This window comes from Vogesella indigofera (genome assembly GCF_003633895.1).
In the GTDB taxonomy this organism is placed as follows: Bacteria; Pseudomonadota; Gammaproteobacteria; order Burkholderiales; family Chromobacteriaceae; genus Vogesella; species Vogesella indigofera.
In genome coordinates this window covers 115,649-131,561 of record NZ_RBID01000001.1, presented here as the reverse complement: position 1 = coordinate 131,561, position 15,913 = coordinate 115,649, and the positions used below count along the sequence as shown (strand labels likewise).

The window sequence follows — 15,913 nt, the reverse complement described above, 5'->3', positions numbered from 1 at the left end:
ACGATCTTACACTACCTAGCTTGGGCTGTCCCGTTTTGCATGGGTACAATGCCGCCATGAACTCTCCTGCCGATATCGCCGGCCAGCCGCCGCTGGCCGCGCCCGCCACCGCCAAGAAACTGGAGAAGCTGGGCATCCGCCGCCGCTTCGACCTGGTGCTGCACCTGCCGCTGCGCTACGAGGACGAGACCCACCTCTACCCGATCGCCCAGGCGCCGTACGGCCAGGCGGTGCTGGTGGAAGGCGAGGTGACGCAGTGCGAGGTGCAGTTCCGCCCGCGGCGGCAGCTGGTGGTACAGATTGAGGACAAGAGCGGCAAGCTGGTGCTGCGCTTCATCCACTTCTACGGCAGCACGCAGCAGCAGCTGGCCAAGGGTCGCCGCGTGCGGGCGCTGGGCGAGGTGCGCCGCGGTTTCTTCGGCGACGAGATGGTACATCCCAAGATCCGCGAGGTGCACGAGGGCGATCCGCTGGCCGACAGCCTGACCCCGGTCTATCCCACCGTCAACGGCCTGACCCAGCCGGTGCTGCGCCGCCTGATCCACGCCGAGCTGAAGGCGCAGCCACTGCCGGAAACGCTGCCGGACGAGATGCGTCGCAGCCTGGGGCTGATGCCGTTTGCCGATGCGGTGCAGTTGCTGCACCGCCCCGGCCCGGAGTATTCCGCCACCCAGCTGACCGACGGCAACCTGCCGGCGTGGCAGCGGCTGAAGTTCGACGAGCTGCTGGCGCAGCAGCTGTCGATGCGGCTGGCCTACCGCGCGCGGCGGCAGGGCAGTGCGCCGGTGATCGCCGGCGACGGCAGCCTGCGCGCGCAGCTGCTGGCCAGCCTGCCGTTCGCGCTGACTGGCGCGCAGCAGAAGGTGCTGGCCGAGATCGTCAGCGACATCGCGCTGCCGCATCCGATGAACCGCCTGCTGCAGGGCGACGTCGGCAGCGGCAAGACCGTGGTGGCGGCGATGGCGGCGCTGGCGGCGATCGAGGCCGGTTTCCAGGTGGCGCTGATGGCGCCGACCGAGATCCTGGCCGAGCAGCACTACGTGAAGCTGGCCGCGTGGCTGGCGCCGCTGGGCATCGAGGTGGCGTGGCTGTCCGGCAGCCTGCGCAAGAAGGCGCGCGGCGAGATGGCCGCCAAGATTGCCGGCGGTGAGGCGCGACTGGCGGTCGGCACCCACGCGCTGTTCCAGGACGACGTCAGCTTCGCACGCTTGGGACTGGTGATCGTCGACGAGCAGCACCGCTTCGGCGTCGGGCAGCGCCTGGCCTTGCAGGAGAAGGGCGCCGCCCCGCACCAGCTGATGATGTCGGCGACGCCGATCCCGCGCACGCTGGCGATGAGCTTCTACGCCGACCTCGACGTGTCGGTGATCGACGAGCTGCCGCCGGGGCGCACCCCGATCGTCACCAAGCTGATCAACGCCGCGCGCCGCGACGAGGTGGTGGCTTTCGTCGACAAGGCCTGCCGCGAGGGCAACCAGGTGTACTGGGTGTGTCCGCTGATCGAGGAGTCGGAAACGCTGCAGCTGCAGACTGCGGTCGATACCCACGCGGTACTGGTGGAGGACCTGCCGCAGTGGGGCGTCGGGCTGGTGCACGGCCGCATGAAGGCGGCGGAAAAGGCGGAGGTGATGGGGCGCTTCATCCGCAACGAGCTGCAGCTGCTGGTGGCGACCACGGTGATCGAGGTCGGCGTCGACGTGCCCAATGCCAGCCTGATGGTGATCGAGCACGCCGAGCGCATGGGGCTGGCGCAGCTGCACCAGCTGCGCGGCCGCGTTGGCCGTGGCGCGGCGAAGAGCAGCTGCGTGCTGCTGTTCGAGACACCGCTGTCGGAGCTGGCCAAGGCGCGGCTGAAGGTGATCTACGAGAACACCGACGGCTTCGAGATCGCGCGCCAGGACCTGAATATCCGTGGCCCCGGCGAATTCCTCGGTGCGCGGCAGAGCGGCCTGCCGATGCTGCGCTTTGCCGATCTGGAGGCGGACATCGAGCTGCTGGAGGCGGCGCGCGAACTGGCGCCGCAGCTGCTGCAACGTTGGCCGCAATACGCCGCTGCGCACCTGACGCGCTGGCTGGCCGGACGCGAGCACTTCCTCAAGGCCTGATGCCGCGCTCGTCAGCCTGCGGCCAACCTTGTCGGCATGAAAAAGGGCTGCCCGCGGGCAGCCCTTTTTGTTTGCGTGGTCGCGCTTACACGAACAGCTTCACGCCGACGTAGTACAGGCTGATCGCCAGACCCATGCTCACCGGCAGGGTCAGTACCCAGGTGGTGAGGATGGTCTTGATGGTGGACAGCTGCACGCCGGAGCGGTTGACCACCATGGTACCGGCGACGGCACTGGACAGGATCTGGGTGGTGGACACCGGCGCGCCGATCACACTGGCCAGACCGATGGACAGCGCCGACATGGTCTGCGCCGCCATGCCCTGTGCGTAGGTCATGTCCTTCTTGCCGATCTTCTCGCCCACGGTGTTGACCACGCGCTTCCAGCCGACCATGGTGCCCAGGCCGATGGCCAACGCCACGGCGACGATCACCCAGGTCGGTGCGTATTCGGTGGTTTGGGTCAGGTCTTTCTGGATGCCTTTCAGCTGCTTCAGGTCAACGTCGTTGATGCCCGGCACCTTGCTGATCTTCTTGGCGCCGTCGGCGAGGCAGATCAGCTGGGTGCGCACGTTCCAGCGTTGCGCTTCCGGCAGGGTCTGGAACGACTTGGCGTCACCGATCGCGCTCAGCAGCGCGCCGGCTTCTTCCACGATCTTCGACGGTTCGCACTGGTGGTTGCCCTTCACCGGGTACTTCAGGTCGATGATGACCTGGTTGCGCTGGTACAGCTCTTTCAGCTGGATGGCGGCAATCTTGGTGTGCTCGATCTGGATCGGCTCGGCTTCGAGGTTGACCACAAAGTGGGCCGGCGCCAGCGCGATCAGCACCAGCATCACCAGGCCGACACCCTTCTGGCCGTCGTTGGAGCCGTGGGTGAAGCTCATGCCCATCGACGATACGATCAGCATGAAACGTGCCCAGAACGGCGGATGCTTGCGGCCTTCGATCTGCTGGCGCTGGAATGGCGATTTGTGGATGTTGGACAGCGGGCGAACCTTCATCAGCGTAAACAGCATCAGGCCGGCGAGGCCGGCACCGAACAGCGGCGACAGGAACAGCGACAGGAACACGTCGATGGCCTTGCTCCAGTTGATGCCGTTGACGATGGAGTCGCCGGTCAGCAGCGCGTTGCCGATGCCGACGCCGAGGATGGCGCCGATCAGGGTGTGCGAGCTGGAGGCCGGGATGCCGAAGTACCAGGTGCCGAGGTTCCACACGATGGCGGAGGTCAGCAGCGCGAACACCATCACCATGCCCTGCGCCGAGTTGATGTTCAGCAGCAGGTCGGTCGGAATCAGGTTGACGATGGCGTAGGCCACGGCCAGACCGCCAAAGAACACGCCGAGGAAGTTGAAGAAGCCGGACAGCAGCACGGCGGTCTCCGGTTTCATCGACTGGGTGTAGATGACGGTTGCAACGGCGTTGGCGGTGTCGTGAAAGCCGTTGATGAATTCAAAGGCGAGCACGAAGGTGATCGACAGCACCAGCGTGATCGCGAGCAGTGTGTCGAGTCCCGAAAGAAGTTCCAGCATGATTTATGTGTCAGGCGTTATCCGAAAGGCGGGATTCTTGGGGTTGGCAGATGACACGTCAAGAGCTTGTAACAATCTTTTTGCGGTGCGTTTGAAATGTGCCAAAGGCATGAGTTTACGGCTTGACAGTGTTGTATTTTGGCAGGGTTTAGTGGCTTGATTTGAAAAGAAAAATGCCTCCGTTCTGGAGGCATCGGAAGGGCTGTAATAAAACAGTAATATTCAGCCGAATTTGCCGGTGATGTAGTCTTCGGTTTCCTTGCGCTTGGGCGCGGTGAAGATATCGTCGGTGGCGCCGAACTCCATCAGCTCGCCCAGGTACATGTAGGCGGTGTAGTCGGAGACCCGGGCCGCCTGCTGCATGTTGTGGGTGACGATGGCGATGGTGTAGTCCTGTTTCAGCTCGTGAATCAGTTCTTCGATGTGCGCGGTGGAGATCGGGTCCAGCGCCGAGGTCGGCTCGTCCAGCAGCAGCACTTCCGGGCGGGTGGCGACGCCACGCGCGATGCACAGCCGCTGTTGCTGGCCGCCGGACAGCGAGTTGCCGGACTGTTTCAGCTTGTCCTTCACTTCATTCCACAGCGCCGCCTTGCGCAGCGCCCATTCCACGCGATCGTCCATTTCGCTGCGCGACAGGTTTTCGTACAGTTTCACGCCGAAAGTGATGTTGTCGTAGATCGACATCGGGAACGGCGTCGGCTTCTGGAACACCATGCCGACGCTGGCACGCAGCATGTTCACGTCGACCGACTTGGCGAGGATGTTCTGGTTGTCGAGCAGGATCTCGCCTTCGGCGCGCATGCCGGGATACAGCTCAAACATGCGGTTGAAGGTGCGCAGCAGCGTCGATTTGCCGCAGCCGGACGGGCCGATGAAGGCGGTGACCTTGCCGGCCGGGATGTCGAGGTTGACCTTCTTCAGTGCGAGGAAGTTGCCGTAGTAAAAGTTGAGGTCTTTTACCTTGAGCTTGATTGCTTGTTCAGTCATGGTGCGTCAAGCCTTAATGAGATTGGGTTTTCTGACTGCCCAGCCAGCGGGCAACGATGTTCAGGGTCAGTACGCTGAGCGTGATCAGCAGGGCGCCGGCCCAGGCCAGTGCGTGCCAGTCTTCGTACGGGCTCATCGCGAACTGGAAGATCACGATCGGTAGGTTGGCCATCGGCTGGTTCATGCCGCTCCAGAACTGGTTGTTCAGCGCGGTGAACAGCAGCGGCGCGGTTTCGCCGGAAATGCGTGCCACCGCCAGCAGGATGCCGGTAATCACGCCGGCCTTGGCCGAGCGCAGCGTCACGTACATGGTCACCTTCCACTGCGGTGCGCCGAGGGCGATTGCCGCTTCGCGCAGGCTGTTCGGCACCAGGCGCAGCATGTTCTCGGTGGTGCGCACCACCACCGGAATCACCAGCAGCGACAGCGCCAGCGCGCCGGCCCAGCCGGAGAAGTGGCCCATGGTCACCACGTACATCTCGTAGATGAACAGGCCGATGACGATGGACGGTGCCGACAGCAGGATGTCGTTGATGAAGCGGGTGGCCGGCGCCAGCCAGCCGCGCTCGCCGAATTCCGCCAGGTACACGCCGGCGAGGATGCCGATCGGGGTGCCGAGCAGGGTGCCGAAGAAGGTCATCTTCAGCGAGCCGGCGATGGCGTTGATCAGGCCGCCTTCGGAGCCGGGCGGCGGCGTGATCTTGGTGAACACGTCCACGCTCATGCCGGCGAGACCGTTGACGAGCAGGGTGTACAGGATCCACGCCAGCCAGAACAGGCCGAACCCCATCGCCAGCAGCGAGGCGGTCATGTTGAAGCCGTTGACGAAACGGCGCCGGGCGTAGATGGCGTTGTTGCGCGAATTTTTGCTTGGTTGTGCCGACATGGTGTGATCCGTGTTGGGCGAACGGGCGGTCAGGGTGGTAGTCATCATGCTCCCGCTCAGGAATTACGGCCTTCCTGCTTCTTCAGTTGCAGCAGCAGCAACTTGGAGCAGGACAGTACGACAAAGGTGATGAAGAACAGGATCAGGCCGAGTTCGATCAGCGCGGCCATGTGGAATTCGCCGGTGGCTTCGGCAAACTCGTTGGCCAGCGCCGAGGCAATCGAGTTACCGGGGTCGAACAGACTGGTGGACAGGTTGGTGGAGTTGCCGATCACGAAGGTGACCGCCATGGTCTCGCCCAGCGCGCGGCCCAGCCCCAGCATGATGCCACCGATGACACCGGTCTTGGTGTACGGCAGTACCACGTTACGCACCACTTCCCAGGTGGTGCCACCCAGGCCGTAGGCGGATTCCTTCAGCATCGGCGGTACCACTTCGAACACGTCGCGCATCACCGAGGCGATGAACGGGATCACCATGATGGCCAGGATCAGGCCGGCGGTGAAGATGCCGATACCCATCGGCGCACCCTGGAACAGGAAGCCGATCAGCGGCCATTCACCGAGGTTTTCCATGATCCATGGCTGCACGTGGTCGCCGAACAGCGGCGCAAACACGAACAGGCCCCACATGCCGTAGATGATGGACGGGATGCCGGCCAGCAGTTCCACCGCGATGCCCAGCGGCCGCTTCAGCAGCGGCGGGCAGATCTCGGTCAGGAAGATGGCAATGCCGAAGCTGACCGGAACCCCGATCAGCAACGCGATAAAGGAGGTCACCAGCGTGCCGAAGATCGGCACCACCGCGCCGAAGTTTTCCGATACCGGATCCCACTCGGTGCTGGTCAGGAAGCCCCAGCCAAAGTGCCGGATGCTGGGCATGGCGCCGATGACCAGCGAGATCAGGATGCCGACCAGCAGGGCCAGCACCAGGAAGGCAAAAAACCGGGTGGTCATGCGGAACAGCGAATCCAGCATCATCTGACGTTTCAGGTTGGCGCTGTTGCTTAGTTTTTCCATGAAAATCTCTTGGTCTGATTGGCAGACAAAAAGCCGAGGAGTCTCTCCCCGGCTTGTACTTCAGTGCTGCAACTGCAGATTACTTCCAGACCGGGGCGCCGGAGGTGGCGGCAATCTGTTTCCAGCTGTTGCGGATTACCGTCTTCACATTGGCAGGCATCGGCACATAGTCAAGCTGGGTGGCAATGGCGTCGCCGCCCTTGTAGGCCCAGTCGAAGAACTTCAGGGCTTCCTGTGCCTGTTCCGGCTTGTCCTGTTTCTTGTGCATCAGGATGAAGGTGGCGCCGGAGATCGGCCAGCTGTCCTTGCCTGGCTGGTTGGTCAGGATCAGGTAGAAGCCTGGTGCCTTGGCCCAGTCGGCGTTGGCCGCAGCAGCCTTGAAGGTGCTGTCATCCGGATTCACGAAAGTACCGGCCGCGTTCTGTACCTGGGCGTGCGCAATCTTGTTCTGCTTGGCGTAGGCGTATTCTACATAGCCGATGGAGCCTTTGATGCGGGTTACGTAGTTGGCGACGCCTTCATTGCCCTTGCCGCCGACACCGGTCTTCCAGTTCACCGCGGTGTTTTCACCGATGGCGGATTTCCATTCCGGCGATACCTTGGACAGGTAGTTGGTGAAGATGAAGGTGGTGCCAGAGCCGTCGGAGCGGCGTACCACGGTAATCTTCTGGTCTGGCAGCTTCACGCCCGGGTTCAGCTTGCCGATGGCGGCATCGTTCCAGTTGGCAACCTTGCCGAGGTAGATGTCGGCCAGCAGCGGGCCGGTCAGTTTCAGCTGGCCGGCGCCGATGCCAGGGACGTTGACCACCGGTACTACGCCGCCGATCACGGTCGGGAACTGGGTCAGGCCGTGCTTGCTCAGCTCTTCCGGCTTCAGCGGCATGTCGGAGGCACCGAAATCAACGGTCTTCGACTGAATCTGCTTGATACCACCACCCGAACCGATCGACTGGTAGTTCATGTTGTTGTTGGTCTGCGCCTTGTACGCTTCCGCCCATTTGGCGTACAGCGGGTACGGGAAGGTGGCGCCAGCGCCGGTGATGTCGGCCGCAAACACATTGCTTGCAACAAAACCGGAAACCACCAGCGTGGTAGCCCAACGAATAGAATGTTTCATGCTTGCTCCTAGAGTTCACGACTTGTTTCGATGTGCGCATCCTAAGGGAGACTCTTTGCAGAAATATTACAGTCATGACTATGCACAGCAATGTAGTACCCGCTGATATAATTTGCCCATTAAAAACAGCAATCAGGGTATTCGGCATGACGGGCAAACTGGTAATCGGCAACTGGAAGATGAACGGGCGGCTTGCGGCCAACCTTGCACTGATAAACGCGCTGCAGGACGATGCGGCGGTGCGGGTGGCCCAGGTGGCGGTGACGCCACCGTTTGCCTACCTTGGTCAGGCCGCCGCGTTGCTGGCTGGCAGCAATATCGCGCTGGCGGCGCAGGATGTCAGCGCCTTTGACAAGGATGGTGCCTACACCGGCGAAGTCAGTGCCGCGATGCTGGCCGATGTCGGCTGCCGCTATGTGCTGATCGGCCACTCCGAGCGCCGCCAGTACTTTGCCGAAGACAATGCCTTGCTGGCGCGCAAGCTGCAGGCGACCGTTGCCGCCGGCCTGGTTCCCGTTTATTGCGTCGGCGAGACGCTGGCCGAGCGCGAAGCCGATGCCTATAAGGCGGTAATCGCCGAGCAGCTGACGGTGCTGGCCGCGCTGGCCGGCCACGACTACGTGGTGGCGTACGAGCCGGTCTGGGCGATCGGTACCGGCAAGGTGGCCAGTGTCGAGCAGATCGACGACGTGCACCAATATATCCGGGCGACTTTGTTGCAATGCCATGGGGCTTCTGATAGTATTCGCGTCCTCTACGGAGGCAGCGTCAAGGCGGACAATGCGGATGCGATTTTTTCGCTGCAAAGTGTCGGTGGCGCCTTGGTTGGCGGGGCATCTTTAGATGTTGAGAGCTTTGGGCGAATTTGCCAGGCTGCTGAAAAAACGGTATAGTATGGAACTTCTGAATACATTAGCACTCGTCGCCATGTTGGTTTCTGCGCTGGCGATCATCGTCCTTGTCCTGATGCAGCATGGCAAGGGTGCGGACATGGGTGCTGCTTTCGGTAGTGGTGCATCGGGTAGTCTGTTTGGTGCCACCGGTTCCGCGAATTTTTTGAGTAGGGCTACTGCGATTGCAGCAGTCGTATTCTTCTCGTCCTTGATGGTTATTGGTTTCTTTCACTCCTCGGCCAAGACGGAATTGGGCGTGATGGGTGGAGTGTCCAGCCAGTCTGCATCGCCACTCCCGAGCGACGCTGATAAGAGCAAGGCCTCTGGTTCTGTGATTCCAGAGTAAAAATTGAGTTTGTATAGTGCCGACATGGTGGAATTGGTAGACACGCTATCTTGAGGGGGTAGTGGCCATAGGCTGTGTGAGTTCGAGTCTCACTGTCGGCACCACATTCAAAAAACAGGCCATCGGGAAACCGGTGGCCTGTTTTACTTGGAGCCAAGGAGGTCTTTGACCTCCTTTCTTTTAGAGGTGCGCGGGAAATGCTGCAAAATTACTTTCCCATTCTGATGTTCGTTGTCGTCGGCCTGCTGGTTGGCGTCGGTCCATTGCTTCTGGGGTGGCTGTTGGCCCCGAATCGTCCTGATCCTGAAAAGCTTTCTCCATACGAATGCGGCTTCGAGGCATTTGAAGATGCGCGTATGAAGTTTGACGTCCGGTACTACCTGGTCGCCATTCTTTTCATTCTCTTCGATCTGGAAATTGCCTTTCTCTTTCCGTGGGCGGTTGTGCTCAAAGAACTGGGCATGTATGGCTTCGGCGTCATGATTGAGTTCATCACGGTGCTGACCATCGGTTTCGTCTACATGTGGAAAAAGGGAGCTCTGGAATGGGAGTAGAAGGCGTTCTTGAAAAGGGCTTTGTCACCACCACGGCTGACAAGCTCATTAACTGGACCCGTACTGGTTCCCTGTGGCCGATGACCTTCGGCCTGGCCTGCTGTGCGGTGGAGATGATGCATGCGGGTGCTGCCCGTTATGACCTCGACCGTTTCGGCATCGTGTTCCGTCCCAGTCCACGCCAGTCCGACCTGATGATTGTTGCCGGTACCCTGTGCAACAAGATGGCCCCGGCCCTGCGCAAGGTGTACGACCAGATGGCCGAGCCACGCTGGGTGATCTCCATGGGCTCCTGTGCTAATGGCGGCGGCTACTACCACTACTCTTATTCTGTCGTTCGCGGCTGTGATCGTATTGTTCCGGTTGACGTCTATGTGCCGGGCTGTCCGCCGACTGCAGAGGCGTTGCTTTACGGCATCATCCAGCTGCAGAACAAGATCAAGCGTACCAATACTATCGCCCGCTGAGGTTAAACCATGGCATCCAGAATGGAAGTGCTCAAGTCGGCGGTAGAGCGTGTGCTTGGCGACAAGGTTGTATCGGCCAAGATTGCGCTCGGTGAGCTGACTATCGTCTGTAAATCCGTGAACGTGACCGAAGCAATGACCACATTGCGCGATCACCCAGAGCTGGCGTTCGAGCAGTGTATCGACGTCTGTGGCATGGACTACAGCACCTACCAAGACCAACCACAAGACGGCCTGCGTTTTGCGGTGGTTTATCATTTGCTGTCCCTGACGCACAACACCCGCCTGCGCGTGCGCGTGTTTGCCGAGGATGACGATTTCCCGGTCGTGCCGAGCGTGGTGGAAATCTGGAATACCGCCAACTGGTTCGAGCGCGAGGCGTTCGACCTGTTCGGCATCATCTTCGAAGGCCATCCGGACCTTCGTCGCATCCTTACCGACTACGGTTTTGTCGGTCATCCATTCCGCAAGGACTTCCCGCTGTCCGGTCATGTCGAAATGCGCTACGACGCAGCTCAGCAGCGCGTGATCTACCAGCCGGTCACCATCGAACCGCGTGAGATTACGCCACGCATCATTCGCGAGGAGAACTACGGTGGCTGACATCCGTAACTACACCCTGAACTTCGGTCCGCAGCACCCGGCCGCGCACGGCGTGTTGCGCCTGGTGCTGGAGCTGGATGGTGAAGTGGTACAGCGTGCGGACCCGCATATCGGTCTGCTGCACCGCGGTACCGAGAAGCTGGCCGAAAGCAAGACCTTCATCCAGTCGCTGCCGTACATGGACCGTCTCGACTACGTGTCGATGATGTGCAACGAGCACGCCTACTGCCTGGCGATCGAAAAGCTGGCCGGTATCGAAGTGCCCGAGCGTGCCCAGTACATCCGCGTGATGTTCGCCGAGATCACCCGTATCCTCAACCATCTGTTGTGGATCGGTGCGCACTCCATCGATATCGGCGCGATGACCATGTTCCTGTACGCGTTCCGTGAGCGTGAAGACCTGATGGACTGCTACGAGGCCGTCTCCGGTGCCCGCTTGCATGCCGCCTACTTCCGTCCGGGTGGTGTCTATCGCGACCTGCCGGACAGCATGCCGCAGTACAAGGCGTCCAAGATCCGCAACGCCAAGGAAATCGCACGCCTGAACGAAACCCGCAAGGGCTCGATGCTCGATTTCATCGAAGACTTCACCAACCGTTTCCCGGCCTGTGTCGACGACTACGAGACCCTGCTCACCGATAACCGTATCTGGAAGCAGCGTACCGTCGGTATCGGCGTGGTCACGCCGGAGCGTGCCAAGAATCTGGGCATGACCGGTCCGATGCTGCGTGGTTCCGGCATCGCCTGGGACCTGCGCAAGATGCAGCCGTATGACGTGTACGACCGCATGGAATTCGACATTCCGGTTGGCGTCACCGGCGACTGCTATGACCGCTATCTGGTGCGTGTCGAAGAAATGCGCCAGTCCAACCGCATCATCCAGCAGTGCGTGAAGTGGCTGAAGGCCAACCCTGGTCCGGTCATCACCGACAACCACAAGTTCGCCCCACCTAGCCGCGAAGACATGAAGAGCAATATGGAGGAGCTGATCCACCATTTCAAACTCTTCACCGAAGGCATGCATGTGCCGGAAGGCGAAGCTTACGCCGCTGTAGAGCATCCAAAAGGCGAGTTCGGTATCTATCTGGTTTCCGATGGTGCCAACAAACCTTATCGTCTGAAAATCCGTGCGCCGGGCTATGCCCATCTGGCCAGTCTGGATGAAATGTCTCGTGGCCACATGATCGCCGACGTTGTCGCCATCATTGGTACTCAGGACGTGGTATTTGGGGAGATCGACCGCTGATGCTATCCGCACAATCGCTTGCAAAAATTGACCGCGAACTGGCCAAGTATCCTGCCGACCAGTTCCGTTCGGCCATCATGGGCGCGTTGCGCATTGCACTGGTCGAGCGTCGTGAAACCGGCAACACGCCGGAAGAGCGCTGCCTCAATGCCGACGTGATCGAATTCGTGGCCAACTACGTGGGTATCCCGCCGGTTGCCGCCTATGAAGTGGCTACCTTCTACAACATGTACGACATGAAGCCGGTCGGCAAATACAAGCTGACCGTCTGCACCAACCTGCCTTGCGCACTGCAAGGCGGCGTCAATGCCGCGCACTACATCGGTGAAAAGCTGGGTATCGGCATCGGTGAAACCACCGCCGACGGCAAGTTCACCCTGCTGGAAGGGGAGTGCATGGGCGCCTGTGGTGATGCACCGGTCCTGCTGGTGAACAACCACAAAATGTGCAGCTTCATGACGCGCGAAGCTATCGATAAGAAACTGGCGGAGTTGGAATAATGGCAGTTTTCGTCAATGGCGTGATTTTCGAGGGCGTGGACACCGCCGCTCCGGACTGCTGGCGCCTCGAGGCCTACATGGCTCGCGGTGGCTATCAGGCCCTCAAGAAAATTCTTGATAACAAGATCCCCCAGGAAGACGTGATCGCCGAAGTGAAGAACTCCGGCTTGCGTGGTCGTGGCGGTGCAGGTTTCCCGACCGGTCTGAAGTGGAGCTTCATGCCGCGTTCCTTCCCCGGTGACAAGTACGTGGTCTGTAACACCGACGAAGGCGAACCGGGCACGTTCAAGGATCGCGACATCATCGTCTACAACCCGCACGCGCTGATCGAAGGCATGATCATTGCCGGTTACGCCATGGGTTGCAAGGCGGGTTACAACTACATCCACGGTGAAATCTTCGAAGCCTACGAGCTGTTCGAAGAGGCACTGGACGAGGCACGCAAGGCCGGTCTGCTGGGACAGAACATCCTCGGCACCGACTTCAGCTTCGACCTGTTCGCGCACCACGGCTACGGCGCCTACATCTGCGGCGAAGAAACCGCGCTGCTGGAATCGCTGGAAGGCAAAAAAGGCCAGCCGCGCTTCAAACCGCCGTTCCCAGCCAGCTTCGGCCTGTACGGCAAGCCGACCACCATCAACAACACCGAGTCGTTCGCCTCCGTGCCGTTCATCATCCGTGACGGCGGCCAGAAGTTCCTGGAAGCGGGCAAGCCGAACAACGGCGGCACCAAGCTGTTCTCCATCTCCGGTCACGTCAACCGTCCTGGCAACTACGAGATTCCGCTGGGCACCCCGTTCGCCACGCTGCTGGAAATGGCCGGCGGCATGAAGGATGGCAAGAAGCTGAAGGCGGTGATTCCGGGTGGTTCGTCTGCGCCGGTACTGCCGGGCGAGGTGATGATGGAGCTGACCATGGATTACGACAGTATTTCCAAGGCCGGTTCGATGCTGGGGTCCGGCGCGGTCATCGTGATGAACGAAGACGTGTGCATGGTCAAGGCGCTGGAGCGTCTGGCCTACTTCTATCACGAAGAATCCTGCGGCCAATGCACGCCATGCCGTGAAGGTACCGGCTGGCTGTACAAGGTGATCCATCGCATCGCCAACGGCGAAGGCCGTGACGGCGATCTGGAGTTGCTGGAATCTGTCGGGAACAATATGGCGGGCCGCACGATTTGCGCTCTGGCTGATGCCGCCGTGTTCCCTGTTCGTAGTTTCACCAAGCACTTCCGCAATGAGTTTGAACATCTCATTACGCACAAGAAGGCCTTGGTGGATCACAAATGGTGTTGAGCGATGCTTGAAATCGAAATCGACGGAAAAAAACTGACGGTCAATCAGGGCATCACCATCATGGATGCTGCCCACACCGCCGGTACACATATTCCTCACTTCTGCTACCACAAGAAGCTGTCCATTGCGGCCAACTGCCGCATGTGCCTGGTGGAAGTGGAAAAGGCTCCCAAGCCTTTGCCGGCCTGTGCCACGCCGGTCACCGACGGCATGAAAGTGCATACCGCCTCGCCGCTGGCCAAGAAGGCCCAGGCTGGCGTGATGGAGTTCCTGCTGATCAACCACCCGCTGGATTGCCCGATCTGCGACCAGGGCGGTGAGTGCCAGCTGCAGGATCTGGCCGTGGGCTACGGCAATTCCTCGTCCCGTTACCAGGAAGAAAAACGCGCCGTGGTCGGCAAGGACATGGGGCCGCTGGTTTCCGCCGAGGAAATGAGCCGCTGCATCCATTGCACCCGCTGTGTCCGCTTTACCGAAGAGATCGGTGGCTACCAGGAAATCGGTATGGCCAACCGCAGCGAATTTTCGGAAATCCTGCCGTTCCTCGGCAAGACCGTGAATTCGGAAATCTCCGGCAACGTCATCGACCTGTGCCCGGTCGGTGCGCTGACCTCCAAGCCGTTCCGCTACGCTACCCGTGCCTGGGAGCTGTCGCGCCGCAAGTCGGTCAGCCCGCACGACGGTCTGGGCAGCAACCTGATCGTGCAGGTCAAGCAGAACCAGGTGATGCGCGTCCTGCCGCTGGAAAACGAAGACATCAACGAGTGCTGGATCGCCGACCGCGACCGCTTCTCGTACGAAGGCCTGAACAGCGCCGAGCGCCTGCAGAAGCCGATGATCAAGTTTGACGGCAAGTGGCACGAAACCGACTGGCAGACGGCACTGGACTACGTGGTCAAGGGCCTCAACGGCGTGGCCAACGACCACGGCAAGGATGCCATCGGCTTCCTAGCCAGCCCGCACAGCACCACCGAAGAACTGTATCTGGCGCAGAAACTGGCGCGCAGCTTCGGCGTCAACAATATCGATGCCGCACTGCGTCGCAGCGACAAGCGTGTCGCCGCGGCACAGCAGGGCGCACTGTGGCTGGGTTCCAGCATCGTCGAGCTGCTGGCCGCCAAGTCGGTGCTGATGGTGGGTTCCACCCAGCGCCAGGAGCAGCCATTGCTGGCATCGCGTCTACGCCAGTCGGTCAAGAAGGGCATGGCACTGAACGTGATCCATACCAGCGACGACGAGCTGCTGACCCGCATCAACGCCAAGCTGATCGTATCGCCGCTGGCCCTCGTTAATGCGCTGGCGCAGGTGCTGAAAGCCGCGGTGGAAATCAAGTCCGCGTCGACCACGCTGGACCTGTCTGCGGCCAACGTTGGTGCCGAGGCGCGTGCCATTGCCGATAGCCTGTGCGCCGCCGAATCGGCTGCCATCGTGCTGGGCAACGTGGCACAACATCACCCGGCGTTTGCCGAGCTGCTGTCGCTGGCCCAGGAAATCGGCCGCGTCACTGGCGCCCGTTTCGGTATCGCCGCCGAAGCCGCCAACAGCGTCGGTGCCGACATCGCCGGTGTCAATCCGCAACGTGGCCCGCTGGGCAAGACCGTCTCTGCCGGTATCGGTGTCAGCGAGATGCTGGCCGCGCCGCGCAAGGCTTACGTGCTGCTCAACAGCGAGATCGAAGCCGACGCCTACAACAGCCAGCAAGCCGTTGCCGCGATGAAGCAGGCTGCCACCGTGATTGCCCTGACCGCATTCAAGGGCGAAGCGCTGCTGGACTACGCCGACGTGCTGCTGCCGATCGCGCCGTTCTCCGAAACCGCCGGCTCCTTTGTCAACATGGAAGGCAAGCTGCAGCCGTTCAACGGCGTGGTGCGTCCGCTGGGCGAGACCCGTCCGGCCTGGAAAGTGCTGCGCGTGCTGGGCAACATGCTCAACCTGTCCGGCTTCGATTTCAACAGTGCGGAAGACGTGCGCGCCGAGTTGCTGGCGCATGGTGACATCGCTGCGGCACTGAACAACCAGTTGACCAGTGTTGCGGCCAACGTTGTGGCTGACGGCACGCTGGTACGTATCGGTGAAGTGCCGATGTATCAGGCCGATGCCATCTGCCGTCGCGCCGAATCGCTGCAGAAGACCGCCGCGGCAGCCGCGCCCGTGATTGCCCTCAACCCGCAAGACATCGCCAAACTGGGTCTGGAAGCAGGTCAGCCTGCCATCGTCAGCCAGGGTGAGGCCGAAGTTCGCCTGCAACTGGTAGCCGACGCTGCCGTTGCCGCCGGTGCGGTCCGTGTCGCTGCTGCCCATCCGGCAACGCAGGCACTGGGTGGTCTGTTCGAACCGATTCAGATCAAGCGAGGATAAGTC

15 protein-coding genes and 1 tRNA gene are annotated in these 15,913 nt (G+C 61.0%); 11 read left to right on the top strand and 5 right to left on the bottom strand.

What is annotated here, in order from left to right; translation table 11 throughout:
• Positions 1-56 precede the first annotated feature (56 nt).
• Positions 57-2,105: an ATP-dependent DNA helicase RecG gene (gene recG, locus C8E02_RS00680; protein WP_120809255.1), complete on the top strand. Its 2,049-nt coding sequence runs from the start codon at positions 57-59 to the stop codon at positions 2,103-2,105.
• A gap of 85 nt (positions 2,106-2,190) precedes the next feature.
• Here recG and C8E02_RS00675 read toward each other — a convergent pair whose 3' ends face one another.
• The 5 genes from C8E02_RS00675 to pstS all read right to left on the bottom strand — a co-directional run bounded on the left by C8E02_RS00675 (position 2,191) and on the right by pstS (position 7,648).
• On the bottom strand, positions 2,191-3,639 hold the full coding sequence (locus C8E02_RS00675; protein ID WP_120809254.1) for an inorganic phosphate transporter: 1,449 nt from the start codon (positions 3,637-3,639) through the stop codon (positions 2,191-2,193).
• A 222-nt stretch (positions 3,640-3,861) separates the two neighbouring features.
• Positions 3,862-4,626 (bottom strand): phosphate ABC transporter ATP-binding protein PstB, encoded by a 765-nt coding sequence (gene pstB / locus C8E02_RS00670; RefSeq protein ID WP_047966920.1) that lies wholly within the window; start codon positions 4,624-4,626, stop codon positions 3,862-3,864.
• A 13-nt stretch (positions 4,627-4,639) separates the two neighbouring features.
• On the bottom strand, positions 4,640-5,512 hold the full coding sequence (gene pstA / locus C8E02_RS00665) for a phosphate ABC transporter permease PstA (RefSeq protein WP_047966994.1): 873 nt from the start codon (positions 5,510-5,512) through the stop codon (positions 4,640-4,642).
• 56 nt (positions 5,513-5,568) lie between these two features.
• Positions 5,569-6,531: a phosphate ABC transporter permease subunit PstC gene (gene pstC / locus C8E02_RS00660; RefSeq protein WP_047966921.1), complete on the bottom strand. Its 963-nt coding sequence runs from the start codon at positions 6,529-6,531 to the stop codon at positions 5,569-5,571.
• 79 nt (positions 6,532-6,610) lie between these two features.
• Complete coding sequence (gene pstS, locus C8E02_RS00655) at positions 6,611-7,648, bottom strand: phosphate ABC transporter substrate-binding protein PstS (protein WP_120809253.1); 1,038 nt, start codon at positions 7,646-7,648, stop codon at positions 6,611-6,613.
• A gap of 146 nt (positions 7,649-7,794) precedes the next feature.
• Here pstS and tpiA point away from each other — a divergent pair, with 146 nt between their 5' ends.
• The 10 genes from tpiA to nuoG all read left to right on the top strand — a co-directional run bounded on the left by tpiA (position 7,795) and on the right by nuoG (position 15,910).
• Positions 7,795-8,541 carry a triose-phosphate isomerase gene (gene tpiA, locus C8E02_RS00650; protein ID WP_120809252.1) on the top strand — a complete coding sequence of 249 codons (747 nt, stop codon included), beginning with the start codon at positions 7,795-7,797 and terminating at the stop codon, positions 8,539-8,541.
• Position 8,542: 1 nt separating this feature from the next.
• Entirely contained in the window at positions 8,543-8,887 is a 345-nt protein-coding gene (gene secG / locus C8E02_RS00645) for a preprotein translocase subunit SecG (protein WP_047966922.1), read from the top strand.
• Positions 8,888-8,905: 18 nt separating this feature from the next.
• Positions 8,906-8,991 (top strand) — tRNA-Leu (locus tag C8E02_RS00640).
• Positions 8,992-9,084: 93 nt separating this feature from the next.
• The gene (locus C8E02_RS00635) at positions 9,085-9,441 is read left to right on the top strand and encodes an NADH-quinone oxidoreductase subunit A (RefSeq protein ID WP_047966923.1); all 357 of its coding nucleotides are present in this window, start codon (positions 9,085-9,087) and stop codon (positions 9,439-9,441) included.
• The gene (locus C8E02_RS00630) at positions 9,432-9,908 is read left to right on the top strand and encodes a NuoB/complex I 20 kDa subunit family protein (RefSeq protein ID WP_047966924.1); all 477 of its coding nucleotides are present in this window, start codon (positions 9,432-9,434) and stop codon (positions 9,906-9,908) included. The genes C8E02_RS00635 and C8E02_RS00630 overlap by 10 nt, the downstream gene beginning before the upstream one ends.
• Positions 9,909-9,917: 9 nt before the next feature.
• Complete coding sequence (locus tag C8E02_RS00625; RefSeq protein WP_120809251.1) at positions 9,918-10,511, top strand: NADH-quinone oxidoreductase subunit C; 594 nt, start codon at positions 9,918-9,920, stop codon at positions 10,509-10,511.
• Complete coding sequence (locus C8E02_RS00620; RefSeq protein ID WP_047966926.1) at positions 10,504-11,757, top strand: NADH-quinone oxidoreductase subunit D; 1,254 nt, start codon at positions 10,504-10,506, stop codon at positions 11,755-11,757. Before C8E02_RS00625 ends, C8E02_RS00620 begins: the two co-directional genes overlap by 8 nt.
• Positions 11,757-12,257, top strand: a complete 501-nt coding sequence (gene nuoE / locus C8E02_RS00615; protein ID WP_047966927.1) for an NADH-quinone oxidoreductase subunit NuoE — start codon at positions 11,757-11,759, stop codon at positions 12,255-12,257. Before C8E02_RS00620 ends, nuoE begins: the two co-directional genes overlap by 1 nt.
• Positions 12,257-13,552 (top strand): NADH-quinone oxidoreductase subunit NuoF, encoded by a 1,296-nt coding sequence (gene nuoF / locus C8E02_RS00610; RefSeq protein ID WP_047966928.1) that lies wholly within the window; start codon positions 12,257-12,259, stop codon positions 13,550-13,552. The genes nuoE and nuoF overlap by 1 nt, the downstream gene beginning before the upstream one ends.
• A 3-nt stretch (positions 13,553-13,555) precedes the next feature.
• The gene (nuoG, locus tag C8E02_RS00605; RefSeq protein ID WP_120809250.1) at positions 13,556-15,910 is read left to right on the top strand and encodes an NADH-quinone oxidoreductase subunit NuoG; all 2,355 of its coding nucleotides are present in this window, start codon (positions 13,556-13,558) and stop codon (positions 15,908-15,910) included.
• Positions 15,911-15,913 lie beyond the last annotated feature (3 nt).